General features: G+C 58.4%; 15 protein-coding genes. 12 read left to right on the top strand and 3 right to left on the bottom strand.

Going from position 1 to position 17,276, the window contains the following annotated elements; all coding sequences use genetic code 11:
* Positions 1-11 precede the first annotated feature (11 nt).
* The 11 genes from FW800_RS21325 (at position 12) to FW800_RS21275 (ending at position 13,018) form a co-directional block, all read left to right on the top strand.
* On the top strand, positions 12-1,367 hold the full coding sequence (locus FW800_RS21325; protein WP_446438408.1) for an ANL family adenylate-forming protein: 1,356 nt from the start codon (positions 12-14) through the stop codon (positions 1,365-1,367).
* On the top strand, positions 1,364-2,137 hold the full coding sequence (locus tag FW800_RS21320) for an SDR family NAD(P)-dependent oxidoreductase (protein WP_078820783.1): 774 nt from the start codon (positions 1,364-1,366) through the stop codon (positions 2,135-2,137). Before FW800_RS21325 ends, FW800_RS21320 begins: the two co-directional genes overlap by 4 nt.
* A complete protein-coding gene (locus FW800_RS21315; RefSeq protein WP_032877008.1) occupies positions 2,131-2,451 on the top strand; it encodes an acyl carrier protein in 321 nt (106 codons plus the stop codon). The genes FW800_RS21320 and FW800_RS21315 overlap by 7 nt, the downstream gene beginning before the upstream one ends.
* On the top strand, positions 2,448-4,685 hold the full coding sequence (locus FW800_RS21310; protein ID WP_446438407.1) for a beta-ketoacyl synthase N-terminal-like domain-containing protein: 2,238 nt from the start codon (positions 2,448-2,450) through the stop codon (positions 4,683-4,685). The genes FW800_RS21315 and FW800_RS21310 overlap by 4 nt, the downstream gene beginning before the upstream one ends.
* Positions 4,686-4,829: 144 nt before the next feature.
* Positions 4,830-5,072, top strand: coding sequence for a hypothetical protein (locus FW800_RS21305; RefSeq protein ID WP_032877005.1), 243 nt, complete (start codon positions 4,830-4,832; stop codon positions 5,070-5,072).
* A complete protein-coding gene (locus tag FW800_RS21300) occupies positions 5,062-5,445 on the top strand; it encodes a Rieske (2Fe-2S) protein (protein ID WP_050549317.1) in 384 nt (127 codons plus the stop codon). Before FW800_RS21305 ends, FW800_RS21300 begins: the two co-directional genes overlap by 11 nt.
* Positions 5,446-5,514: 69 nt before the next feature.
* The gene (locus FW800_RS21295; protein WP_248160830.1) at positions 5,515-7,092 is read left to right on the top strand and encodes a class I adenylate-forming enzyme family protein; all 1,578 of its coding nucleotides are present in this window, start codon (positions 5,515-5,517) and stop codon (positions 7,090-7,092) included.
* A gap of 34 nt (positions 7,093-7,126) precedes the next feature.
* On the top strand, positions 7,127-9,115 hold the full coding sequence (locus FW800_RS21290) for an alpha/beta fold hydrolase (RefSeq protein ID WP_050549316.1): 1,989 nt from the start codon (positions 7,127-7,129) through the stop codon (positions 9,113-9,115).
* A gap of 39 nt (positions 9,116-9,154) precedes the next feature.
* Positions 9,155-10,546, top strand: a complete 1,392-nt coding sequence (locus FW800_RS21285; RefSeq protein ID WP_032877002.1) for an aromatic ring-hydroxylating oxygenase subunit alpha — start codon at positions 9,155-9,157, stop codon at positions 10,544-10,546.
* Positions 10,547-10,737: 191 nt separating this feature from the next.
* Entirely contained in the window at positions 10,738-11,442 is a 705-nt protein-coding gene (locus FW800_RS21280; RefSeq protein WP_050549315.1) for a helix-turn-helix transcriptional regulator, read from the top strand.
* A gap of 37 nt (positions 11,443-11,479) precedes the next feature.
* Entirely contained in the window at positions 11,480-13,018 is a 1,539-nt protein-coding gene (locus FW800_RS21275; RefSeq protein WP_446438406.1) for an amidase, read from the top strand.
* Here the strand turns inward: FW800_RS21275 and FW800_RS21270 are convergent.
* Positions 13,011-13,586, bottom strand: coding sequence for an acyl-homoserine-lactone synthase (locus tag FW800_RS21270; RefSeq protein WP_050549314.1), 576 nt, complete (start codon positions 13,584-13,586; stop codon positions 13,011-13,013). The genes FW800_RS21275 and FW800_RS21270 overlap by 8 nt on opposite strands.
* A 132-nt stretch (positions 13,587-13,718) precedes the next feature.
* On the opposite strand from FW800_RS21270, the gene FW800_RS21265 reads away from it, so the two are divergent.
* Positions 13,719-13,967 (top strand): helix-turn-helix domain-containing protein, encoded by a 249-nt coding sequence (locus FW800_RS21265; protein WP_103735460.1) that lies wholly within the window; start codon positions 13,719-13,721, stop codon positions 13,965-13,967.
* A 270-nt stretch (positions 13,968-14,237) separates the two neighbouring features.
* Here FW800_RS21265 and FW800_RS21260 read toward each other — a convergent pair whose 3' ends face one another.
* A complete protein-coding gene (locus FW800_RS21260; RefSeq protein WP_446438405.1) occupies positions 14,238-15,371 on the bottom strand; it encodes a catalase family protein in 1,134 nt (377 codons plus the stop codon).
* Positions 15,372-15,400: 29 nt separating this feature from the next.
* Positions 15,401-17,209 (bottom strand): di-heme-cytochrome C peroxidase, encoded by a 1,809-nt coding sequence (locus tag FW800_RS21255; RefSeq protein WP_446438404.1) that lies wholly within the window; start codon positions 17,207-17,209, stop codon positions 15,401-15,403.
* Positions 17,210-17,276 lie beyond the last annotated feature (67 nt).

The raw sequence follows: 17,276 nt of genomic DNA, 5'->3' as shown, positions 1-17,276 counted from the left end.
CACAGGCAGACATGAGAGAGGAACGTAATTGGATCAGCGACCGCCTGGCTTCGTTCGGCGACGGCATTGCGCTGATCGCCGATGGGCAGCAGTCCTCCTTCAACGCCATAGGGCAAGCGATGATGTCCTGGCAGGCGCTTCTGGCGCACCAGAACATCGCGTGCTGCACGGTAATCATCAATGGTGATTATAGCTGCGCGATGGTGGGGGCGATTCTGGCCTTGTACACCCGGCATTGCGTGGTGGTGCCACTCAATCGCAGTTCGTCTGAACGCTGCGCGGCGGTGGCACGTACGACAGGGGCCAGTTGGATCATCGACGCCGATCACCCCGGCGATCTGCAGGCGTTAACCACACAGTTGCCCACCCACGAGTTGGTGGCAGGCCTGTTCGATCGCCGAGAAGCCGGTCTGATATTGCTCAGTTCAGGCAGCAGCGGCGAGCCCAAGGCCATCCTGCTCAGCCTCGAAAGGCTTTTTGCCAAATACCGCGATGCGCCGCGCTCAAGGCCTCGTACCACGGCTGCATTCCTGTTGCTGGACCATATCGGCGGTTTCAATACGTTGCTGCACTGTTTATTCAGCGGCTCGACACTGGTCAAGCTCGATTCCCGCGACGCCGTGAGCATTTGCCGGCAGATTGCTGAACACCGGATCCAGCTCCTTCCCGCCACCCCTACATTTCTCAACATGCTGCTATGGGGACGGGCGTACGAGACCTACGATCTTTCCAGCCTGGAACTGGTGACCTACGGCACCGAGACCATGCCCGAATCGACCCTGGCCGCGCTGAACGAGGTGTTCCCGGCTGTGCGTTTCAAGCAGACCTATGGCATGAGCGAGCTGGGCATCCTCTCCACGCGCTCGGAGTCGAGTGACTCGCTGTGGATTCAAATTGCCACTGACGATGTGCAGGTGAAGGTGGTTGATCAGATTCTGTGGATCAAGACCCGCACCGCGATGCTCGGCTATCTGAACGCGCCGTCGGTGATCGATCAGGAGGGCTGGCTATGCACGGGGGATCTGGTTGAAACCCGTGGCGATTATTTCCGCATCCTCGGGCGTGGAGAAAGCCTGATCAATGTGGGAGGGCTCAAAGTGCTGCCGGTAGAAGTCGAGAGTCGGCTGTTGAGCCTCCCCTTCGTCAAGGATGCCGTGGTATGGGGGCGCAAGAGTCCGGTCACCGGGCAGATCGTGGCCGCCACGGTCGTTCTGGAGGGTGAGTTGGACACCGACGACGCCAAGCGCCAGATCATGCTGCATTGCCAGCAAGGGTTGGAAGATTTCAAGGTGCCGCGTCATATCGAATTTGTGACCGGGCGCCTGCACAGCGATCGATTCAAGAAAATCAAGGTGGCCTCGCAATGACTGATGCAGTTTCTGACGCTTTACACACTCGCCATGACAGCGCTCCATCTGCGGTAAAGGGCACCATCATTGTCAGTGGCGGTAGCCAGGGCCTGGGATTGACGACGGTCCGATGTTTCCTGGAGGCAGGCTATAACGTCGCGACCTTCAGTCGTCGAGAGTCCCCGGCTGTCACGGAGTTGAGCGAGCGTGCCGACTTTCATTGGCAGGCACTGGACTGCACCGACTACTCAGCGCTCACCGCCTTCGTCCAGCAGGTGGAAAAGCGCTTCGGTGGCCTCGACGGGCTCGTCAACAATGCCGCCACCGGTGTTGAAGGCATCCTCAGCACGATGCGCGTGGCGGACATCGACAGTGCGCTTGATATCAACCTCAAGGGCCAGTTGTACCTGACCAAGCTGGTCACGGCCAAGCTGCTCAAGCGTGGCGCGGGCAGCGTGGTGAATGTGTCATCTATCAATGCCCTGCGGGGTCATTCCGGCCTGACGGTTTACAGCGCAACCAAGGCCGCGATGGATGGCTTGACCCGCAGCCTGGCCAAGGAGCTGGGCCCACGGGGCATTCGCGTCAACTCAGTTTCGCCTGGCTACTTTTCCAGCGACATGGTCAAGGACCTGAGCCCCCAGACACTCAGCAGGATCGAGCGCCGCACACCGTTGGGGCGTCTGGGTACCCAGCAGGAAGTCGCGGATCTGATCCTGTACCTGGTAGACCGGGGCACCTTTGTCACCGGTCAAAACATCGCAGTCGATGGAGGTTTCACATGCTGAATCATCAAGTCATGGATCAAGTATTCGATCAAGTAGAGCACCAGATCGCTCAGGTTCTGGGGGCGAAGGGTGGGCCTTTGGTGGCGGTGGAAATTGACAGCCGCTTCAGCGACTTGGGCCTGAGCTCCCTGGACCTGGCGACGCTGATCAGCAACCTGGAAGCGGTTTATGGAACAGACCCCTTCGCCGATGCCGTGGCGATCACCAGCATCGTGACCGTGGCGGACTTGTGTCGAGCGTATGCGCAACAGGGTGTGCCGGGGCCGAGTCCGGACCCGCTGGACGCCCAACTGCGTGATCTGCGCCAACTGTGAGCCAGGCCCTAGAGAGCCATCTGGGCGACCTGGCCGTTGTCGGGTTGGCATGCCGCTTTCCGGGTGCACCTGACCAGCGAGTGTTCTGGGAGAACCTGCGCCAGGGCCGCGAGTCGATCGTTGACCTTGACGATCAGCAACTGAGCGCGGCGGGTGTCACCCGCGAGCAATGGAGCGAGCCTGGTTATATCCGGCGCAGCCCGGTGCTTGAAGGCATCGAATGGTTCGATGCGCGGTTCTTCGGGGTTTCCGCGCGCGAGGCCATATTGCTCGATCCGCAGCATCGACTGTTGCTGGAGGTGGGGTATGAGGCGCTTGAGGATGCCGGGCATGTCAAGGCGGCTCAAGCCGGCGTGACGGGTGTCTATGCATGCATGGGGGGCATTACCACCAGCTATTTGCATCAGTTTGGTGACCGTCTCGACCCCTTGCATCATGAAACCGCCAGCCTGGTTCACCAGGGTAACGACAAGGATTTTCTCGCAACGCGCCTGTCCTTCAAGCTCAACCTGACAGGCCCGAGCATGACCGTGCAGACCGCGTGTTCAAGTTCGCTGGTGGCGTTGCACCTGGCCTGCAACGCTCTGCGCCTGGGGGATGTCGACACTGCGCTGGTGGGGGCAGCCGCCATTCGTATTCCGCACCATACCGGTTATCCCCTCGGACAGAGCCCGTTATTGTCTCGCGACGGTCGTTGCTGTCCGTTTTCCAGTGATGCCAGCGGCACGTTGTTCGGCAGCGGCGTGGCGAGCGTCATCGTGCGCCGCCACGCCGACGCGATACGCGATGGTGATCATGTGTATGCGCTGATCAAATCCAGCCATGTCAACAATGATGGGGCGATGAAAATCGGCTACACCGCCACCAGTGTGCCAGGGCAGGCCAAAGCCATGGTGCGGGCGATCACGCTGGCGCGCGCCAATGCGCGGCAGATCAGTTATGTGGAGTGTCATGGTACCGCCACCAGCCTGGGCGACCCTCTGGAAATCAAGGCGCTTGAAAAAGCCTTCCGCCTGGATACCCAGGACCACGGTTTTTGTGCGATAGGCAGTGTCAAATCCAATATTGGTCACCTTGAACAGGCAGCCGGCATCGCCAGCCTGATCAAAGTGGCGTTGATGCTAAAGCACGACACCCTGGTGCCTTCACTCAATTTCACCACGCCCAATCCGCGCATCGATTTCGAGCATTCGCCGTTCCGGGTCAGCCAAGACACCCGGGTGTGGTCGCAGGCGCTGGAGCAACCCGCCGACACTGCGCGGTTGGCAGCGATCAATTGCCTGGGGATCGGCGGCACCAATGTGTTCAGCGTGCTGCAGTCCGTTGCGCCAGCTCTGGTGCGCGGGACCGACGCAGCGGTGGACGTGCCGATTTGTCTGTCTGCCGCAACGCGAGAGCAACTACGCCAATACCTGCTGCGGTTCGCCCATTTCGTCCGTGACAGCGGGCCAATTGATCGTCTGGCGCTGGCGCATACCATAAACATCAGCCGCAGCGCACATCGCGAGCGGTTCGCTGGTGTGTTGAAAGCAGGCATAGACGTGGACAGGTTTTTTGAAGAGGCCGCACACAGCGTGCTGGATGCGCCGGCGACGTTCACGCCGCGCCTGGTGTATTACCTGTGCGAGCAGCCGCAGCACCTTGACGATGCCAGTCGGCAGGCATGGCTGGCGGCGCCGAGATACCAGCGCATGGCCGATGATTACGCAGAGTGCCTGGGCCGTCTCTCCAGTACGCCACAGACCGTTGAAGCGGCGGCTCGCTGCGCCGAACTGGCGTTCGAAGTGGCGCTGTATCAACAGTTGGTGCGCTGGGGGATGGTGTTCGAGGCCGTGATCGACAGGGGTTACGGCCACTGGATCAACCGCTGTCTGCAGCTCGGGTGCGGCGCATCGTCGGCACTAGACGCTAGCCCTGAGTGGTTGAGCGCGTTTGTGCAGGAGGGGCAGGGCGCCGCCCAGCTTGCTTCCCCTGGCTGGCCTGATTCGGCCCAGGTTGCAGTGCTCGTCGTCAGCCGCCAGGCCTGGGCTGTAACCGTGCCATCGTCCGGGCGCTGCGTGCATCTGGCCGAGGAAATGCTGACGTTCGCTGACGTGGAACGCTTTGCCTGCGACGTTGTGCAGGCCGGAATCAGCTTTGATTGGCTGGATTATTACCGCTTGGTAAAGGCACAGAAACTGTCACTGCCCACGTATCCGTTCGCCCGTCAACGCTATTGGCCAGTTGAAGACTGAAAGCCCGCGTGCGGTAAGTTTTTCATGGGCGCGGGAAGATGTCTCCCCATAAGGCTTATAGGTTGATGGCCGCCAGGAAGATGGGGAATATAAAAATCCAACCCGCACCGATGCCCGGGTCGCCGGCATCCACAGGAGGCGTAGATGCAGATCACTCGCCAGACCGTCCAGGACGCGTTGCAGGCCACCCTGGGCCGAGCCGTGACGGTCGAGCCACATGTGCCACTGATCGAGACTCGATTGAAAATCAACTCGCTGACCATGATGGCACTGTTCGCGCAGCTTGAGCGTGTCAGCCAGGTCACCGTTGCGCAAAAGGATGCAGTTGGCCTCTACGGTTGCAGTATCGACCAGATCGTCCAGTGGTTCGCCCAACGTGAGCAGTGAGGTCGTGAAGGCGTCGTCGCCGTTGGTAGAGCATCCGCCCGCTTGTCAGTTCGCCGCGAAGCGGGATGCGCTGGAGGAAGGCGGCACGCTGGCTGTTCAAGTAGAAGGGCAGGCGATATTGCTTTGCCAGGCCAGGCAGGCGGTCTATGCCGTGGAAAACCGCTGCCCGCATCAGGGTAAGACGATGGACGGCGCCTTGATCCGGCGCGGCCAACTGATTTGCCCGCACCACGGCGCCAGGTTCGACCTGGAGACGGGCGAGGCGTTGGGGCCGCATACCCGCTGCGCACTGACGACCTACAAGGTGCATCTGATCGACAGCGACGTGATGATCGAGCAACGCGCACAGGCCAGGCCGGAGTGCGGTACGTGAGCCTGCTTCGCCTGGCACCGCGGCTGGCAATGTGCGTCTTCTATTTTTGGTATGGCAAGGGAATGTGAGATGGAACAGTTGACCCCTGGCGTCGGTGCAAATGTATGCCTGGCATTAGCGCAGGTGTGCGATCGGCATGCCCAGCGTACCGCGCTGCACTTACCGGATCTGGGCAGTGCCGCGAAGCTGTCCTATGCCCAGCTTCATCAAGCTATCAGCAACGCAGCGGTGGCCTTGGCCGGGCTGGGTATCAAGCGTGACGATCGAATCGTGCTGTGCCTCGATGTCGAAGCCCATGCGTTGATCCTGGTATTCGCCTGCGCCTATCTCGGAGCGACCGCTGTAGTAGTGGGTAATCGCCTCAGTCAGGAAGAAATGCGCTACATCGTCAGCGATGCTGCGCCGAAGATGGTCGTCACCTCACTCAATGACCTGGGGTTGTTTGCCGGCGACCTGCATACTTCCCTGGTAGTGGTGGCAGCCTCGGACGAGGACACCGGCGAGTGCTCCGTTTTTCCTGGCATCGATGAGCTCGTCTCCATGCGGGGGGCCTGCGTCGGCATGGCGTGCGTCGCAGGCGATCATCCAGCGCTGATCCTCTATACGTCGGGCACTACCAGCCAGCCCAAGGGCGTCGTCATCTCCCACGCGCACCTGGTGTGGTCAGCGCAGTCCAATATCGAGCACCTGCAGGTCACCGAAAACGATGTGACGCTGGTGTTTTTTCCGCTCTGCCACACCATGGCTTTTTCCTATCAAGTGCTCACCTCATTGTTTTCGGGAGCCGCCATGGTGCTGCGGCGGGTGTTCAACCCCCAACGCTTCTGGAGCGATGCGGCACACTTTGACTGCACATGGGCCGCGATCCTGCCGTTCGTTTGTCATGCCCTGGCAGCCCTGGAGAAACCGGTTCGACACAGCTTCAGGTTTTGGGGCTTTCCCAGCCGCAACACCGACGTGGAGGCGCTGTTTGGTGTGAAGACCGTAGGGTGGTGGGGCATGACTGAGCTGTTTGCCATTGGCAGTGTGACGAGCGAGCAGCACAGCGCGGACCTCAATTATTCGATTGGCAAGCCAGTGAGTGGCTACCGCTATCGGTTGACCGATCCCGTCGCGAATGCCGGGCCGTTCAATGCGCGAATCAGTGCCGATCTGCAGTTCAACGCGCAACCCGGCAAGAATCTGTTTCTGGGCTATCTCAACAAGCCTGGCGAAACCCGCGACGCCTTCACAGAGGACGGTTGGTACATCACCGGCGACCGCTTTTTCGAGACTACCGAGGGCGTGCTGTTTTTTGATGTGCGCTTGAAAGACATCATCAAGGTGGGCGGGGAAAACGTATCGGCTTCGGAGATTGAGTTCGCTGCGTACGCCAGCGCCATGATCAGCGAAGTGGCGGTAGTGTCGCGCCCCGATCCCTTGTTGACGGAAACACCGGTGTTGTTTGCCGTGCTCAACGCTAGCGGTCGTGAGGACCAGGCGCTCGCCAGGCGGCATATCGAACAGGCCTGCCGCGAGCGCCTGGCCGACTTCAAGCGGCCTCGCGAAATTATTTTCCTGGAAGATTTTCCCCGTGCCGGCTTGCGCAAGATTGCCAAAAATCAATTGCGCCAGATGGCTTTGCAACAGGCCCATGAACCGGCCTGAGCAGGCCCGTCATTTACCGTTTGAGGAAGGCGACATGAAAAAGCTCTATGTGACCGGCGGCACTGGTTTTCTGGGAAGCCATTTTATCTATCGGCATTTGCTCACCGGTGAGTTCGATGTGACCTGCCTGGTCAGGGGGCGCGACGACAATGAGTGCCGACATCGTATCCGCGATGCGGTGCTCTCGGCGGGCCAGCATTATCCTGCCACTGACGCGCGACTCTCTTTTGCCGGCTTGAAAGCCCGGCGCGCCGATATCACCCAGCCGTTGGCGGGGATGGATATCGCTCAGTCCCGGGCGCAGGCCTCGGAGCAGGCGGTCTTCCTGCACTTTGCTTCATCGCTCAATTTCGAAGAAAAGAACCGCGACATTATCTATGAGCACAATATCAACGGCCTGACCCATGCGTTCCATGCAGCACAGGCGTTGGGCTGCCAGACGTTTTTCTATATCTCGACTGCTTATACCGCAGGCGTTGGTTCGGGTGAGGTGGAGGAATGCCTGCACCAGAGCACTGAATTCAATAACTATTACGAAGAAACCAAATGTGCGGCCGAGCACTTGATTGACCGCCTGTGCACTGCCAGTGGAATTGAGTTGGTGATTATCCGACCGTCGATTGTTATCGGTCCGCAGGCCACTCAATCCGCAGGTGGCAGCACCACTGGCCTGTATGGGTTCCTGAGGGAGGTCAACCGCCTCAAGCGCGCCATGCGCAACACTGAACAAACCGTGCGCCTGTCGGGTAAGCCCCACGCCAGGGTCAACCTGGTGCCAGTAGATCAGGTGTGCCAGGACATCATGCGGGTGTACGACAATCTGGCGAGTTGCCCGCGGGGCATCTTCCACGCCACGTCGTCGACCAATATCGAAGTGCGCGTGTTGCTCGATATTATTTCCCGGGCCATTGAGCTCAGTGGTTTGCAGATCGATGAAAGCGGGCTGGAAAACCCCTCGGCCATCGAGAAACTGCTGGCCCGTAAAACCGTGTTTTACAACCCCTACATCCACAACACCAAGACCTTTCTTCGGGCCGACGGAGGCGGCTGTGCGCTGACGATTGCAGACGTCGAGGGCTACATCAAGGGTGGGGTGGTGGCGCTGAGCCAACGCAAACCTGACCTCTTGCGTCAATACGTGATCGATACACAAGACCGGGTGCCCCTCAATGTCTATGCCTCGGCGGACAAGCGCAAGGAAACCGTGGTCTTCATCAACGCAGTCGGCATGCCTTTGGAACTGGCCAACCGCCTCAGGGAGGCCCTGGAAGATGACTTCCGCTTTGTTACCTGGGAAAGCCGCGGTATCCCCAGCCCCGTGGATGATATCGACACCATTGACGTCAGTGTTGCGGCGCATATCGGCGACCTGCAGCGGATTTTTGATTACTTCAATATAGAAAAAGCACATCTGATCGGCTGGTGTTCGGGGGCCTACATCGCCTATCACGCCCGCAAGTTGAAAGAAGTCGCGAGCCTGACGCTCATCAGTGGCGCGTATGGCCTGGTGAGCGCAGAGGAAGAGGAGACCGCTTTCATGCGCAACCTGCGGCAGGTGTTGCCGCTTATTTCACAGTCGCGTAGCCAGGCAGAGCGCTTTCACGCGTCGTTTTTTGCGCGCTCCGGCAGTGAGAATACCGAGAGTGCGACACAGAGCCGCCAATCCAGCGAGATCCTCGACGCGACGGATCCGAACCTTATCCACCTGACGAGCCTGCCCTTTGAATCCGCGGAGTCGCTGTATTGCTATAGCCGGGCTATTACCGCGCTGCAAGTCGGCGAGTACCCGCTGCAGGATGAGCAACTCGGGGTGCCGTGCCATGTCATCGCCGGCACCTGTGATGAAGCTGTGAGCCCCCATGAGTCAAAGCGCTTTATCGAACTGCATGAGGGTGCTGACTATTCGGAAATCGCTGGCATGGATCATTTTGGTTTGTATAACCACCTGGGGTTGTTGGGGGTGGTGACGGCGTATATCAAGAACCTCAGCCCGGTGATGCCGGGTTCCCAGGCGGATGCATAAGTCCAGCCTGCTCATCCACACGGCATCAAAGGAGGGAAGATGAAAAGCAAATTGATCGAGCACGTCGCGGACTTGTCCATGCCCATCGATTATCAAGAGGTCCTGGCACGCGACGATCAGAGCAGTGTCCCGGCCGATATGCGGGAGCATTTTCCCGCAGGCCGGTACAGGATGGAGGTTGATCGCGACGCCTATCTGTCTGCCGGTTTTCATCAACTGGAAATGGATCGGATGTGGTCTCGAGTTTGGCAGATGGCTGCGCGGGAGGAACAAATTCCAGAGGCGGGGGATTTGACGCTCTACGAGATCGGCGAGTTATCCTTCATCCTCGTTCGTAACGAAGCACTGGAAATCAAGGCCTACTACAACAGTTGTCGTCACCGTGGCCGGCGCCTGTGCTCGGGCGATTCGAGCGTGCGAGAACTGCGTTGCCCCTATCACGGATTTGCCTGGGACCTGGATGGCACCCTCAAGCGCATACCGGCGGCATGGGATTTTGCCCACCTTGACTGGGAGGGTCGCCGTTTGCTGGAGGTCAAGACAGACACCTGGGGCGGTTTCATTTTCATCAATATGGATCCTGCCTGCGAGCCTTTGGCCGATTATATGGAGAGCCTGCCCGGTGAGTTGGCCATCAATCAGTATGAGGGCAAGTACATTGCGGGGCACAGCCGGCACATACTCCCGGCGAACTGGAAAAACGTCATGGAGTCCTTCATGGAAGGGTTGCATGCCCCCGAGACGCACGGGCATACATGGGCCCATCTGAGCGATACCCTGCAATACGATGTTCGACCCGATGAGCGTCATGTGAGCCGCAGTTTTCACGCGGTCGGGCTATCGGTCTGCGAGGATCATGAGCCGCTGTCCGAACAGGCGATCATGGATCAATTTCATCGCAACGTACTCAATGGGAAAAGCGGCCCCTACGCCCCTCACCTTCAGGCCGGCATGACAGCAAGGCGCTACATGGCCAGTGTGATGCGTTTGCAATACGGGTTGGCCAGTGGCAGGGATGTCAGTGGGTTGTCTGACGCTGAAGCCGTCGATGTACTGCAGTATTCGCTGTTCCCGAATATGATCTTCTTTCGCGGCATTTCTCTGCCGCCCGTGCTGCGTTTTCGCCCCAACCAAAACGACCATAACAGCTGCATCTTCGATCTTTTCTACTTGGTCGACATACCCAAGGGCGCGCAGCGACCCGAGCCTGCAGCGACCGTGGAAATGGGGCCGGACGACACCTATGAGCACGCCGGTGTACTGCCTGACTGGTTAGGCTATGTATACGATCAGGACATGGACAATATCAAGAATATGCGTGCGGGCCTGCAAGCCTTGAGCAATGACCCGCTGGTATTGAGCGATCTTCATGAATCCAGGATACGGCACTTCCATAACACACTTATGCACTATCTTGACAGGCGCGATTGAACCATTCGTCACGGGACTTAATGCGCGCCATTATGACTTTTGTTTAATTTGACAATCTATGTTTTTTCGTTAACTTACTTCTTGAAGTGGATTGGATCCAACCTGCCTGGCAAGGTGAGCGTTGCTCTTCGAATAGTGGCCATTCAATGTGGGGCGGCCACTAATAGTCCCCATATAACAAGGAGGTTAAGATGCTTGAAGACATTCTGATGTGTGAGACGCTGGAGGCCTGGAGTAAAGTGCTGTTTGCCTTGGCGAAAGAGTATGGATTTTCTTCGGTGCTGTTTGGGGTTAAGCCCACGATCAGTACGCCTTTCAGCTCTTCGACCATCATCAGTAATTATTCGAGGTCATGGCGCAGTATCTATGACGCGAATGCCTATTACGAAGTCGACCCTGTTGTGTTTCATTGCTTGAACAGTTCATTGCCGTTGGTCTGGACAAAGGAAAATTTTATTAACAAGCCCGAACAGCAATTGTATGAGGCTGCGAGTGCCAGTGGTGTTTGTTCGGGGCTGTGTATGCCCATCCATGGGCCGCGCGGAGAGTTCGGAATGTTGAACTTTATTACGGATGAGAAGTCACCGGCCGACGTCATTCGTTCCAAGGGGCTGCCACAATTTGCCTTGATGCGTGATTATCTGATCGAATCGTTCCAGAAAATACAGAGTGCTGCTGAAAAGGAGGTCGAAAAACCACCGAAGTTGACCGCTCGTGAGCTGGAATGTCTGAAGTGGGTGGCCGCCGGTAAAACCTCTTGGGAAATTTCGCGAATTCTGTCCTGTGCAGAAGTTACAGTTAATTACCATGTCACCAACTTTATGCGTAAGTTCAATGCTGAATCACGCCAGCACGCCGTGATCAGCGGCATCCGTTCCGGCCTGGTCACGCCCTGATGCGGATTATCGATAACGCCTTCAATTAAGGGTTCTTATGGTCAGCGCGTTCCACTTTCCTGAATACGACCAGTTGGACGGCATTGCGCTGGCTGAGATGGTGCGCCTTAAAGAAGTAACCCCTGTGGAGCTTGTGAGCGCCGCCGTTCAGCGGATCGACGCAGGAAATGGCGCGATCAACGCGGTGGTGCATCTTCTTGAGCGCGAGGCCAAGGCACAATGCGAGGTGCCATTGGCAGACGGCCCGTTGTCCGGCGTCCCCCTATTGGTCAAGGACCTGCTTGCGGAGATTCAGGGCTGCCCCACACGTAACGGCTCCCGGCTGTTCGCGCACTATGTTGCCAGGGAGGACTCGCAGACGATCAAGCGTTATCGACAGGCGGGGTTGATCTTTGTCGGTAAAACCGCGACGCCGGAGTTGGGCTTGCATCCCTATACCGAGTCTGATGCAACCGGTGCCACACGTAACCCCTGGAACTTGGAATTGTCGCCGGGCGGCTCCAGCGGCGGTGCCTGTGCAGCGGTCGCGGCGGGCATGACCCCGATTGCCCACGGCAGCGATGGAGGTGGCTCAATTCGGCTACCCGCTTCCCATTGCGGGGTTTTCGGCCTCAAGCCAACACGTGGTCGGTCTCCCTGCGGGCCGCATTTTTCAGAGTTATGGCAGGGCCTGGTAGTTGAACACGCGGTCTCAAAAAGCGTGCGCGACAGTGCTGCCATGCTCGATATCCTGATTGCGGGGAGTGATGATGCTGATGCTTACCGTTGGCCCGCACCGGCTCAATCGTTTCTTGCGGGTATCGGCGATGCGCCTGGCAGGCTGCGCATTGCTTATACCTTCAAGCCTTTTCTGGGTGGGGATTTGAGTCCCGACTGCCGCGCCGCGTTGGAAAGCAGTTTGAAGCTGTTGACGGACCTTGGGCACGAGGTGGTTGAAGCCCATCCACCCTTGGCATCCCCCGATCAATTATGCGAAGCCATGCTGACCCTGGTGTGCGGGGAAATGGCGAGCCTGGTGCAGAACGCGGGGCGCATGCTTGATCGCGTGGCGACTTACGCGGATTTCGAGAGCGGGACCTGGGCCCTGGCCCGGCAGGGCCATATCCTCAAAGCGGTCGATCTCGCCAGGGCGAGAGAGTTGGCGCTTCATCAGGGGCGCATCATGAGCGCCTTTCATGAACACTACGATGTGCTGGTGACGCCGGTAGCCAACCAGTTGGCATCGAAGGTGGGAGCGTTTCGCTTGAGTCCGTTGGAGGATCGCCTATCGCGTAGAGTATTAGGTAAATGGGGAATGGACTGGCCCCTGCGACTGGGCAATCGCCTTGCAGAACATTCGCGCACTGTCATGGAATATATGGGGTGGTCGACACCGTTCAATATGAGCGGGCAACCGGCGATGAGTGTGCCTCTGTACTGGAACGAAACAGGACTTCCCATCGGCACACAGTTCATCGCAAAGATGGGCAATGAGGCCTTGCTGCTGCAACTTGCACGTTCGCTTGAAGTTGCACGGCCCTGGCGACATCGTAGCCCGCCTCACTCTTCAGCGGCGTCAAGTACTCAGATCAAATAGCATTGACTGCGTCCAGGGTCTTGTTGCTCAAGTTAACTTCAACAGCGATGGCTCGTTCTACGCCGATAGTCAGGGGCGGGCCTAGTCTGACCAACTCCAGCCCCGCTTTCATCAGCATCTTTTCGACACCCACGGAAGTAACGGTGATGAGCTTTTCAACGTGCTGCGAGTGCGCATGCCTGATGAGGTGACCAATGGCCTTCATGGCGGTATTGGAAAAGCCGAAGCCGCCGCGCTCACTGGCACTTATGGCAAATCGGCTAAGCTCCCAGATGTTGGCGGCACGCGGAGGTTTTTTAGTGGTCAACAGGTTGGGGAACGTGTCTTTGAGCATATAGGGACCTGTGGTTGGCAATATACGCCAGCAGCCCGCCACTTTGTTTTCGTTGATATCATCAATCAGCAGCATATAAGTGGGGGCCAAGGCGTCGTAACCATCTATCTCCATGTCGGCAATTATCGACACATCCCAGCCTTTTTTATCCTTGAAGATTGAAGCCCGAAGTTTATGCATGCCCTCCAGATAACGTGGTGATATGTTCTCGCGTTTGTCTATTAGATATTTCATGCTGGCTTCCTCGGCTTCGAAGTGCATAGCTTTATGCAGATTGCATAAGCGTTAAACTATAAGTGTTGATAGGTATCCTGATATCAAGGAGTATGTGAAGATCCCCTTCTTCTGAGCGGGAGTTGGGCGTTTATGTATAGATGTTCAAAGTTTGTGAATGAGGTCATTTTTTTTCGAACGAAAAAAGGGATGACCCAGGCGGATTTCTGGGCGAAATTTGGTGTCACCCAGAGTTCAGGAAGTCGAATTGAAAAGACGGGGCGGATGCTTGTTCCGTTGTACATGCTGCTGCGCTTGTACTGCGCAGGGGTTATTGCAGACGATGATCTTGAGTTGGAGTTCGAGCGTATGGGCAAGTCTGCCTCGGACAGGTTCGGCTGACTCCCAAGCCAGGCGAGTACTGCTGGGTTATTTGAGTTTTTTCTTGCGTGTCTGGCGAACGGCCAAGTGTTCGAAAATAAACGACGCGGTGCCGAACACTGCAATTATTGAAAGCACGAGCATGCCGAGAGTTGAGCTTTCCACGGTGATTTCCTGCGTAGATTTGAGTTGACAATCACGCTAGGGCCTCGGCTTCCTGGCTTCAATAGACCCGACGCAAACCTTACGGCGCCGGGCCCATTGTTACGCGCTCTTTACGCGCAACGGCCGCTACGGCGCATTGCGGCTGTGACGGTAGTCGCTGACCGCTTCATACACCGCCTTTCGCAACCGGTTGATGCCGCCGATGGGGCGGTGTGCTTCCACACCGAACCAAGGGTTGAACGACTGGTTGTCACAGGCCAGGTTCTGCGCCGGCGTGTCGAAATCCTGGGCAGGAATCCTGACCTTGGCCACGGTTTCATACGGCGCATCGCTTTCTTTCCATTCGATGCTGGTGTCTTCGATGGGCATGAACTTTTGCGGGTTCTGCCGTTGGATCTGCAGCACGAAACAGGCCGCTACGCGGTCGGTGGACAGTTGCTGATTGAGGGCGCTGCGCAGGAAGTTCGGCAGGGCCTGGTTCTGTTTGGGCAGCGCATAATCCGGACAGCTTTGCGGGTCGGGCGCGACGCGAAACTTGGCGTTGGCCGCGCCAAACTTGTAGGGCGACACTGAAAAGTAAGTCGTCTGCGTCGGGCTGGCCGGTGCGGGCGCCAGCGTTGCCAGGGCGATAAACAGGTGGCGCACTTGCCAACTGCGCGGGTCGAGCTTGGGAAAGAACGCCAGGACCTTCTTGCCATCCGCTTGCGCGCCGATGTTCTGCGCGTATTCGGCGACATCGCTGACAAAGAAATTCGGGTGGCTGAACATCACGAAATCCTGCTCGGTGCGGGCTTGCTGGTCGGCCATCAGTTGCTTGCCCGGCACATCCAATAGCTTGATCGCCATGCCGCGGGCATCGCGGATGCTGTCGAATTGCGGGTAGGCGTTGCCGTTGGACAGGCGCATCGTCGCCTGCCAGACCTTGCCCGGCTCTGCGAACACGCCCTGGCGCAAGGCCGGGTCGAGATCCGCCAGAACGCTGACCTCGGCTTTCACGCAACCATGGGCCTTGGCATGGGCATCGCGCAGGTAGCGAGTGCCTTCGCGGTGCTGGTCAACGATGCGTACGGCGGTCTGGATGATGCCTTGGGTCATCGCTGCTTCACCCGGCGGGATCTGTTCATCCGCTGACACCGGGCCACTGTGCTGCCAGGCGAACCATACGGTCGCCAGTAGCCACCCCAACAGCCCAACGCCCACCAGCCACAACAGGGTCTTGCCGAGAAAAGCGCCGAGACGCAGCCAGAGACGAGCGAGCATGGAACGTTCCTTGTTTTGTGATCGAATAATCATGGCAGTTGGTGCTCCAGCGGGCCGCCCAGTACTTTGAGGTACTCGAGCAGCGCCCAGCGCTCCTGGGGCAGCAAGCCACGGCCAATGACGCCATTGCCCCGCGCGCCTGCGCGGAATTCGTGGCCGCTGTTGTGATTGCCGGTGATTCGGGTATCGAACAGGAAGGCATTCTTGAACGAGGCGGTTTCAAAACCCAGATGGCGTGGATCGTAGTTGAACGTGCCTTTATAGAAGGTGGTGCTGCGTTCGTCCTGGGGCGAAAGCAGTTGGTAGATCGTCGGCACCGAACCGTTGTGCAGGAACGGCGGGGTAGCCCACACGCCTGCCAGTGGTCGCGCTTTATAGGCACGCAATTCGCGCACGCCAATCGGCAGGCCGAACCCGTCCAGGCTCGGGCGCTCGGCCGGGGTCACGCCGGCAGTGCGGTAGGCATGTTCTTCGACAAAGGCGGTGACGTAGGCCAGCCCCTGGGCCACGGACATTTTTTTCAGATCCAGTGGCGCGGTGGGCGCAGGGTGTAGTTCAACATTGAGTTGGGCCAGTTCGGCCGGGTCCCATTGCAGGGCGCTGAGGTCATAACGCTGGTCGGCAATGTTGCTGGCGGTGCCGGGGTCGGTGCCGATGTAGTCCACCGGCAGCATTTTCAACTGCTGCACCGGGCGGCCATTTTCCTCGGTGACCGCGGGTATATGGCAGCCAGCACAGTTTTCGGCGAAGAGTGCGCGGCCTTGGGCGGCGAGGGGTTTGTCGATGGCGCCGAACAAGTCCTCCGGCCAGGTTGGCGGCTTGAGGCGTTGCAGGGTTTCTTCGATCAGGTGCAGGTCCCGCACGCGTACGCTGGACGGGTAGCGAGCGTCGCCCTGGAGCGGTTGGCCGGCACTGTCGAAGAAGGCCAGGGTTGCGCCTACACCAAGGGCTTCACCGATATTGCGCGCCATGGGCTGCTGAGCCGAGCCATTCCACTGCACCCAGTCGAATGTCCAGATATCCCACAACTGCGGGTAGTCCACTGGGGCATTGGCGACACGATAATTGTCGGGGGAAATAGCGTCGCCAAAGCTGGCATTGGCGATGCGCCCGAAGGCGTCAGTACGACCGGGGCCTTCTTCGGTGGGATAGAGGCCGCGATGGGTATCATTCCAGGCGACTTTGAGGAACTGGTTCAGCGATTGTTTGAAGTCCTGGCGCAGCTGATTGTGCTGGGTATCGTACTGATCACCCAGGACTTTGCGGGCGAAGCGCTCGAACTTCCACGGGTTGTAATACGTAGCGGCAAGGCTGGCGACCAGGGCTTGGCCAAAACTGCCGCCCCGCAAGGTGGGTACGCTGGAGGGCAGCACGTGTTGCGCCGAGCCACCGTCGATACGCAGGGCCTGGCCCTTGAAGTGCAATTGACCGGTGTGGCAGGCCGCACAGGTGATATCCAGGTATTGAACCTGGCTGTCGGCGTTCTGGTGTCGGGCAAAACCTACCGGCAGGTTGCCAGGGTTTTGCGGGCTGGGCACTTGCTTGGGGTCGACCAGAAAACCAAAGCGCGCCAGGTACTCCGGCGCGGCAAAGCGTTGCTCGGAGAACGGCAGCTCCAGGGCCGTGAACCAGTCGTAGTGCAGGCCCTTTACCTGGGTGCCCTGGGGCGTGAAGTAGTAGGTCTGGCGGTCAGCGGCACTCCATTGATCCTGGTAGTGCACCTGCTTTACTGGCACGTAGTCCGGTAGCTTGGGGTTGAGGGTGTAATAGAGCACCACGGCCAGAATCAGGCCCAGGGCGATCAGTATCAGGAGTAAAACACGGGAAAAAGTGCGCAAGATAACTATCCTTGTCGAATTGTCGCGTTGTTATGCCACTGCGCCACAGGTGCGGCAAGTAGCGATG

Source organism: Pseudomonas sp. 910_23 (assembly GCF_052850795.1).
Note: the sequence above shows the minus strand (reverse complement) of the source record. Positions and strands in the feature narration are given on the sequence as shown.

Excerpts from the sequence above, each read along its gene's own strand:
- FW800_RS21315 (WP_032877008.1), top strand. The coding sequence starts at position 2,131 with ATGCTGAATCATCAAGTCATGGATCAAGTATTCGATCAAGTAGAGCAC.
- FW800_RS21280 (WP_050549315.1), top strand. The coding sequence starts at position 10,738 with ATGCTTGAAGACATTCTGATGTGTGAGACGCTGGAGGCCTGGAGTAAA.
- FW800_RS21260 (WP_446438405.1), bottom strand. The coding sequence starts at position 15,371 with ATGCTCGCTCGTCTCTGGCTGCGTCTCGGCGCTTTTCTCGGCAAGACC.
- FW800_RS21325 (WP_446438408.1), top strand. The coding sequence starts at position 12 with ATGAGAGAGGAACGTAATTGGATCAGCGACCGCCTGGCTTCGTTCGGC.
- FW800_RS21290 (WP_050549316.1), top strand. The coding sequence starts at position 7,127 with ATGAAAAAGCTCTATGTGACCGGCGGCACTGGTTTTCTGGGAAGCCAT.
- FW800_RS21320 (WP_078820783.1), top strand. The coding sequence starts at position 1,364 with ATGACTGATGCAGTTTCTGACGCTTTACACACTCGCCATGACAGCGCT.
- FW800_RS21285 (WP_032877002.1), top strand. The coding sequence starts at position 9,155 with ATGAAAAGCAAATTGATCGAGCACGTCGCGGACTTGTCCATGCCCATC.
- FW800_RS21305 (WP_032877005.1), top strand. The coding sequence starts at position 4,830 with ATGCAGATCACTCGCCAGACCGTCCAGGACGCGTTGCAGGCCACCCTG.
- FW800_RS21275 (WP_446438406.1), top strand. The coding sequence starts at position 11,480 with ATGGTCAGCGCGTTCCACTTTCCTGAATACGACCAGTTGGACGGCATT.
- FW800_RS21295 (WP_248160830.1), top strand. The coding sequence starts at position 5,515 with ATGGAACAGTTGACCCCTGGCGTCGGTGCAAATGTATGCCTGGCATTA.
- FW800_RS21265 (WP_103735460.1), top strand. The coding sequence starts at position 13,719 with ATGTATAGATGTTCAAAGTTTGTGAATGAGGTCATTTTTTTTCGAACG.
- FW800_RS21270 (WP_050549314.1), bottom strand. The coding sequence starts at position 13,586 with ATGAAATATCTAATAGACAAACGCGAGAACATATCACCACGTTATCTG.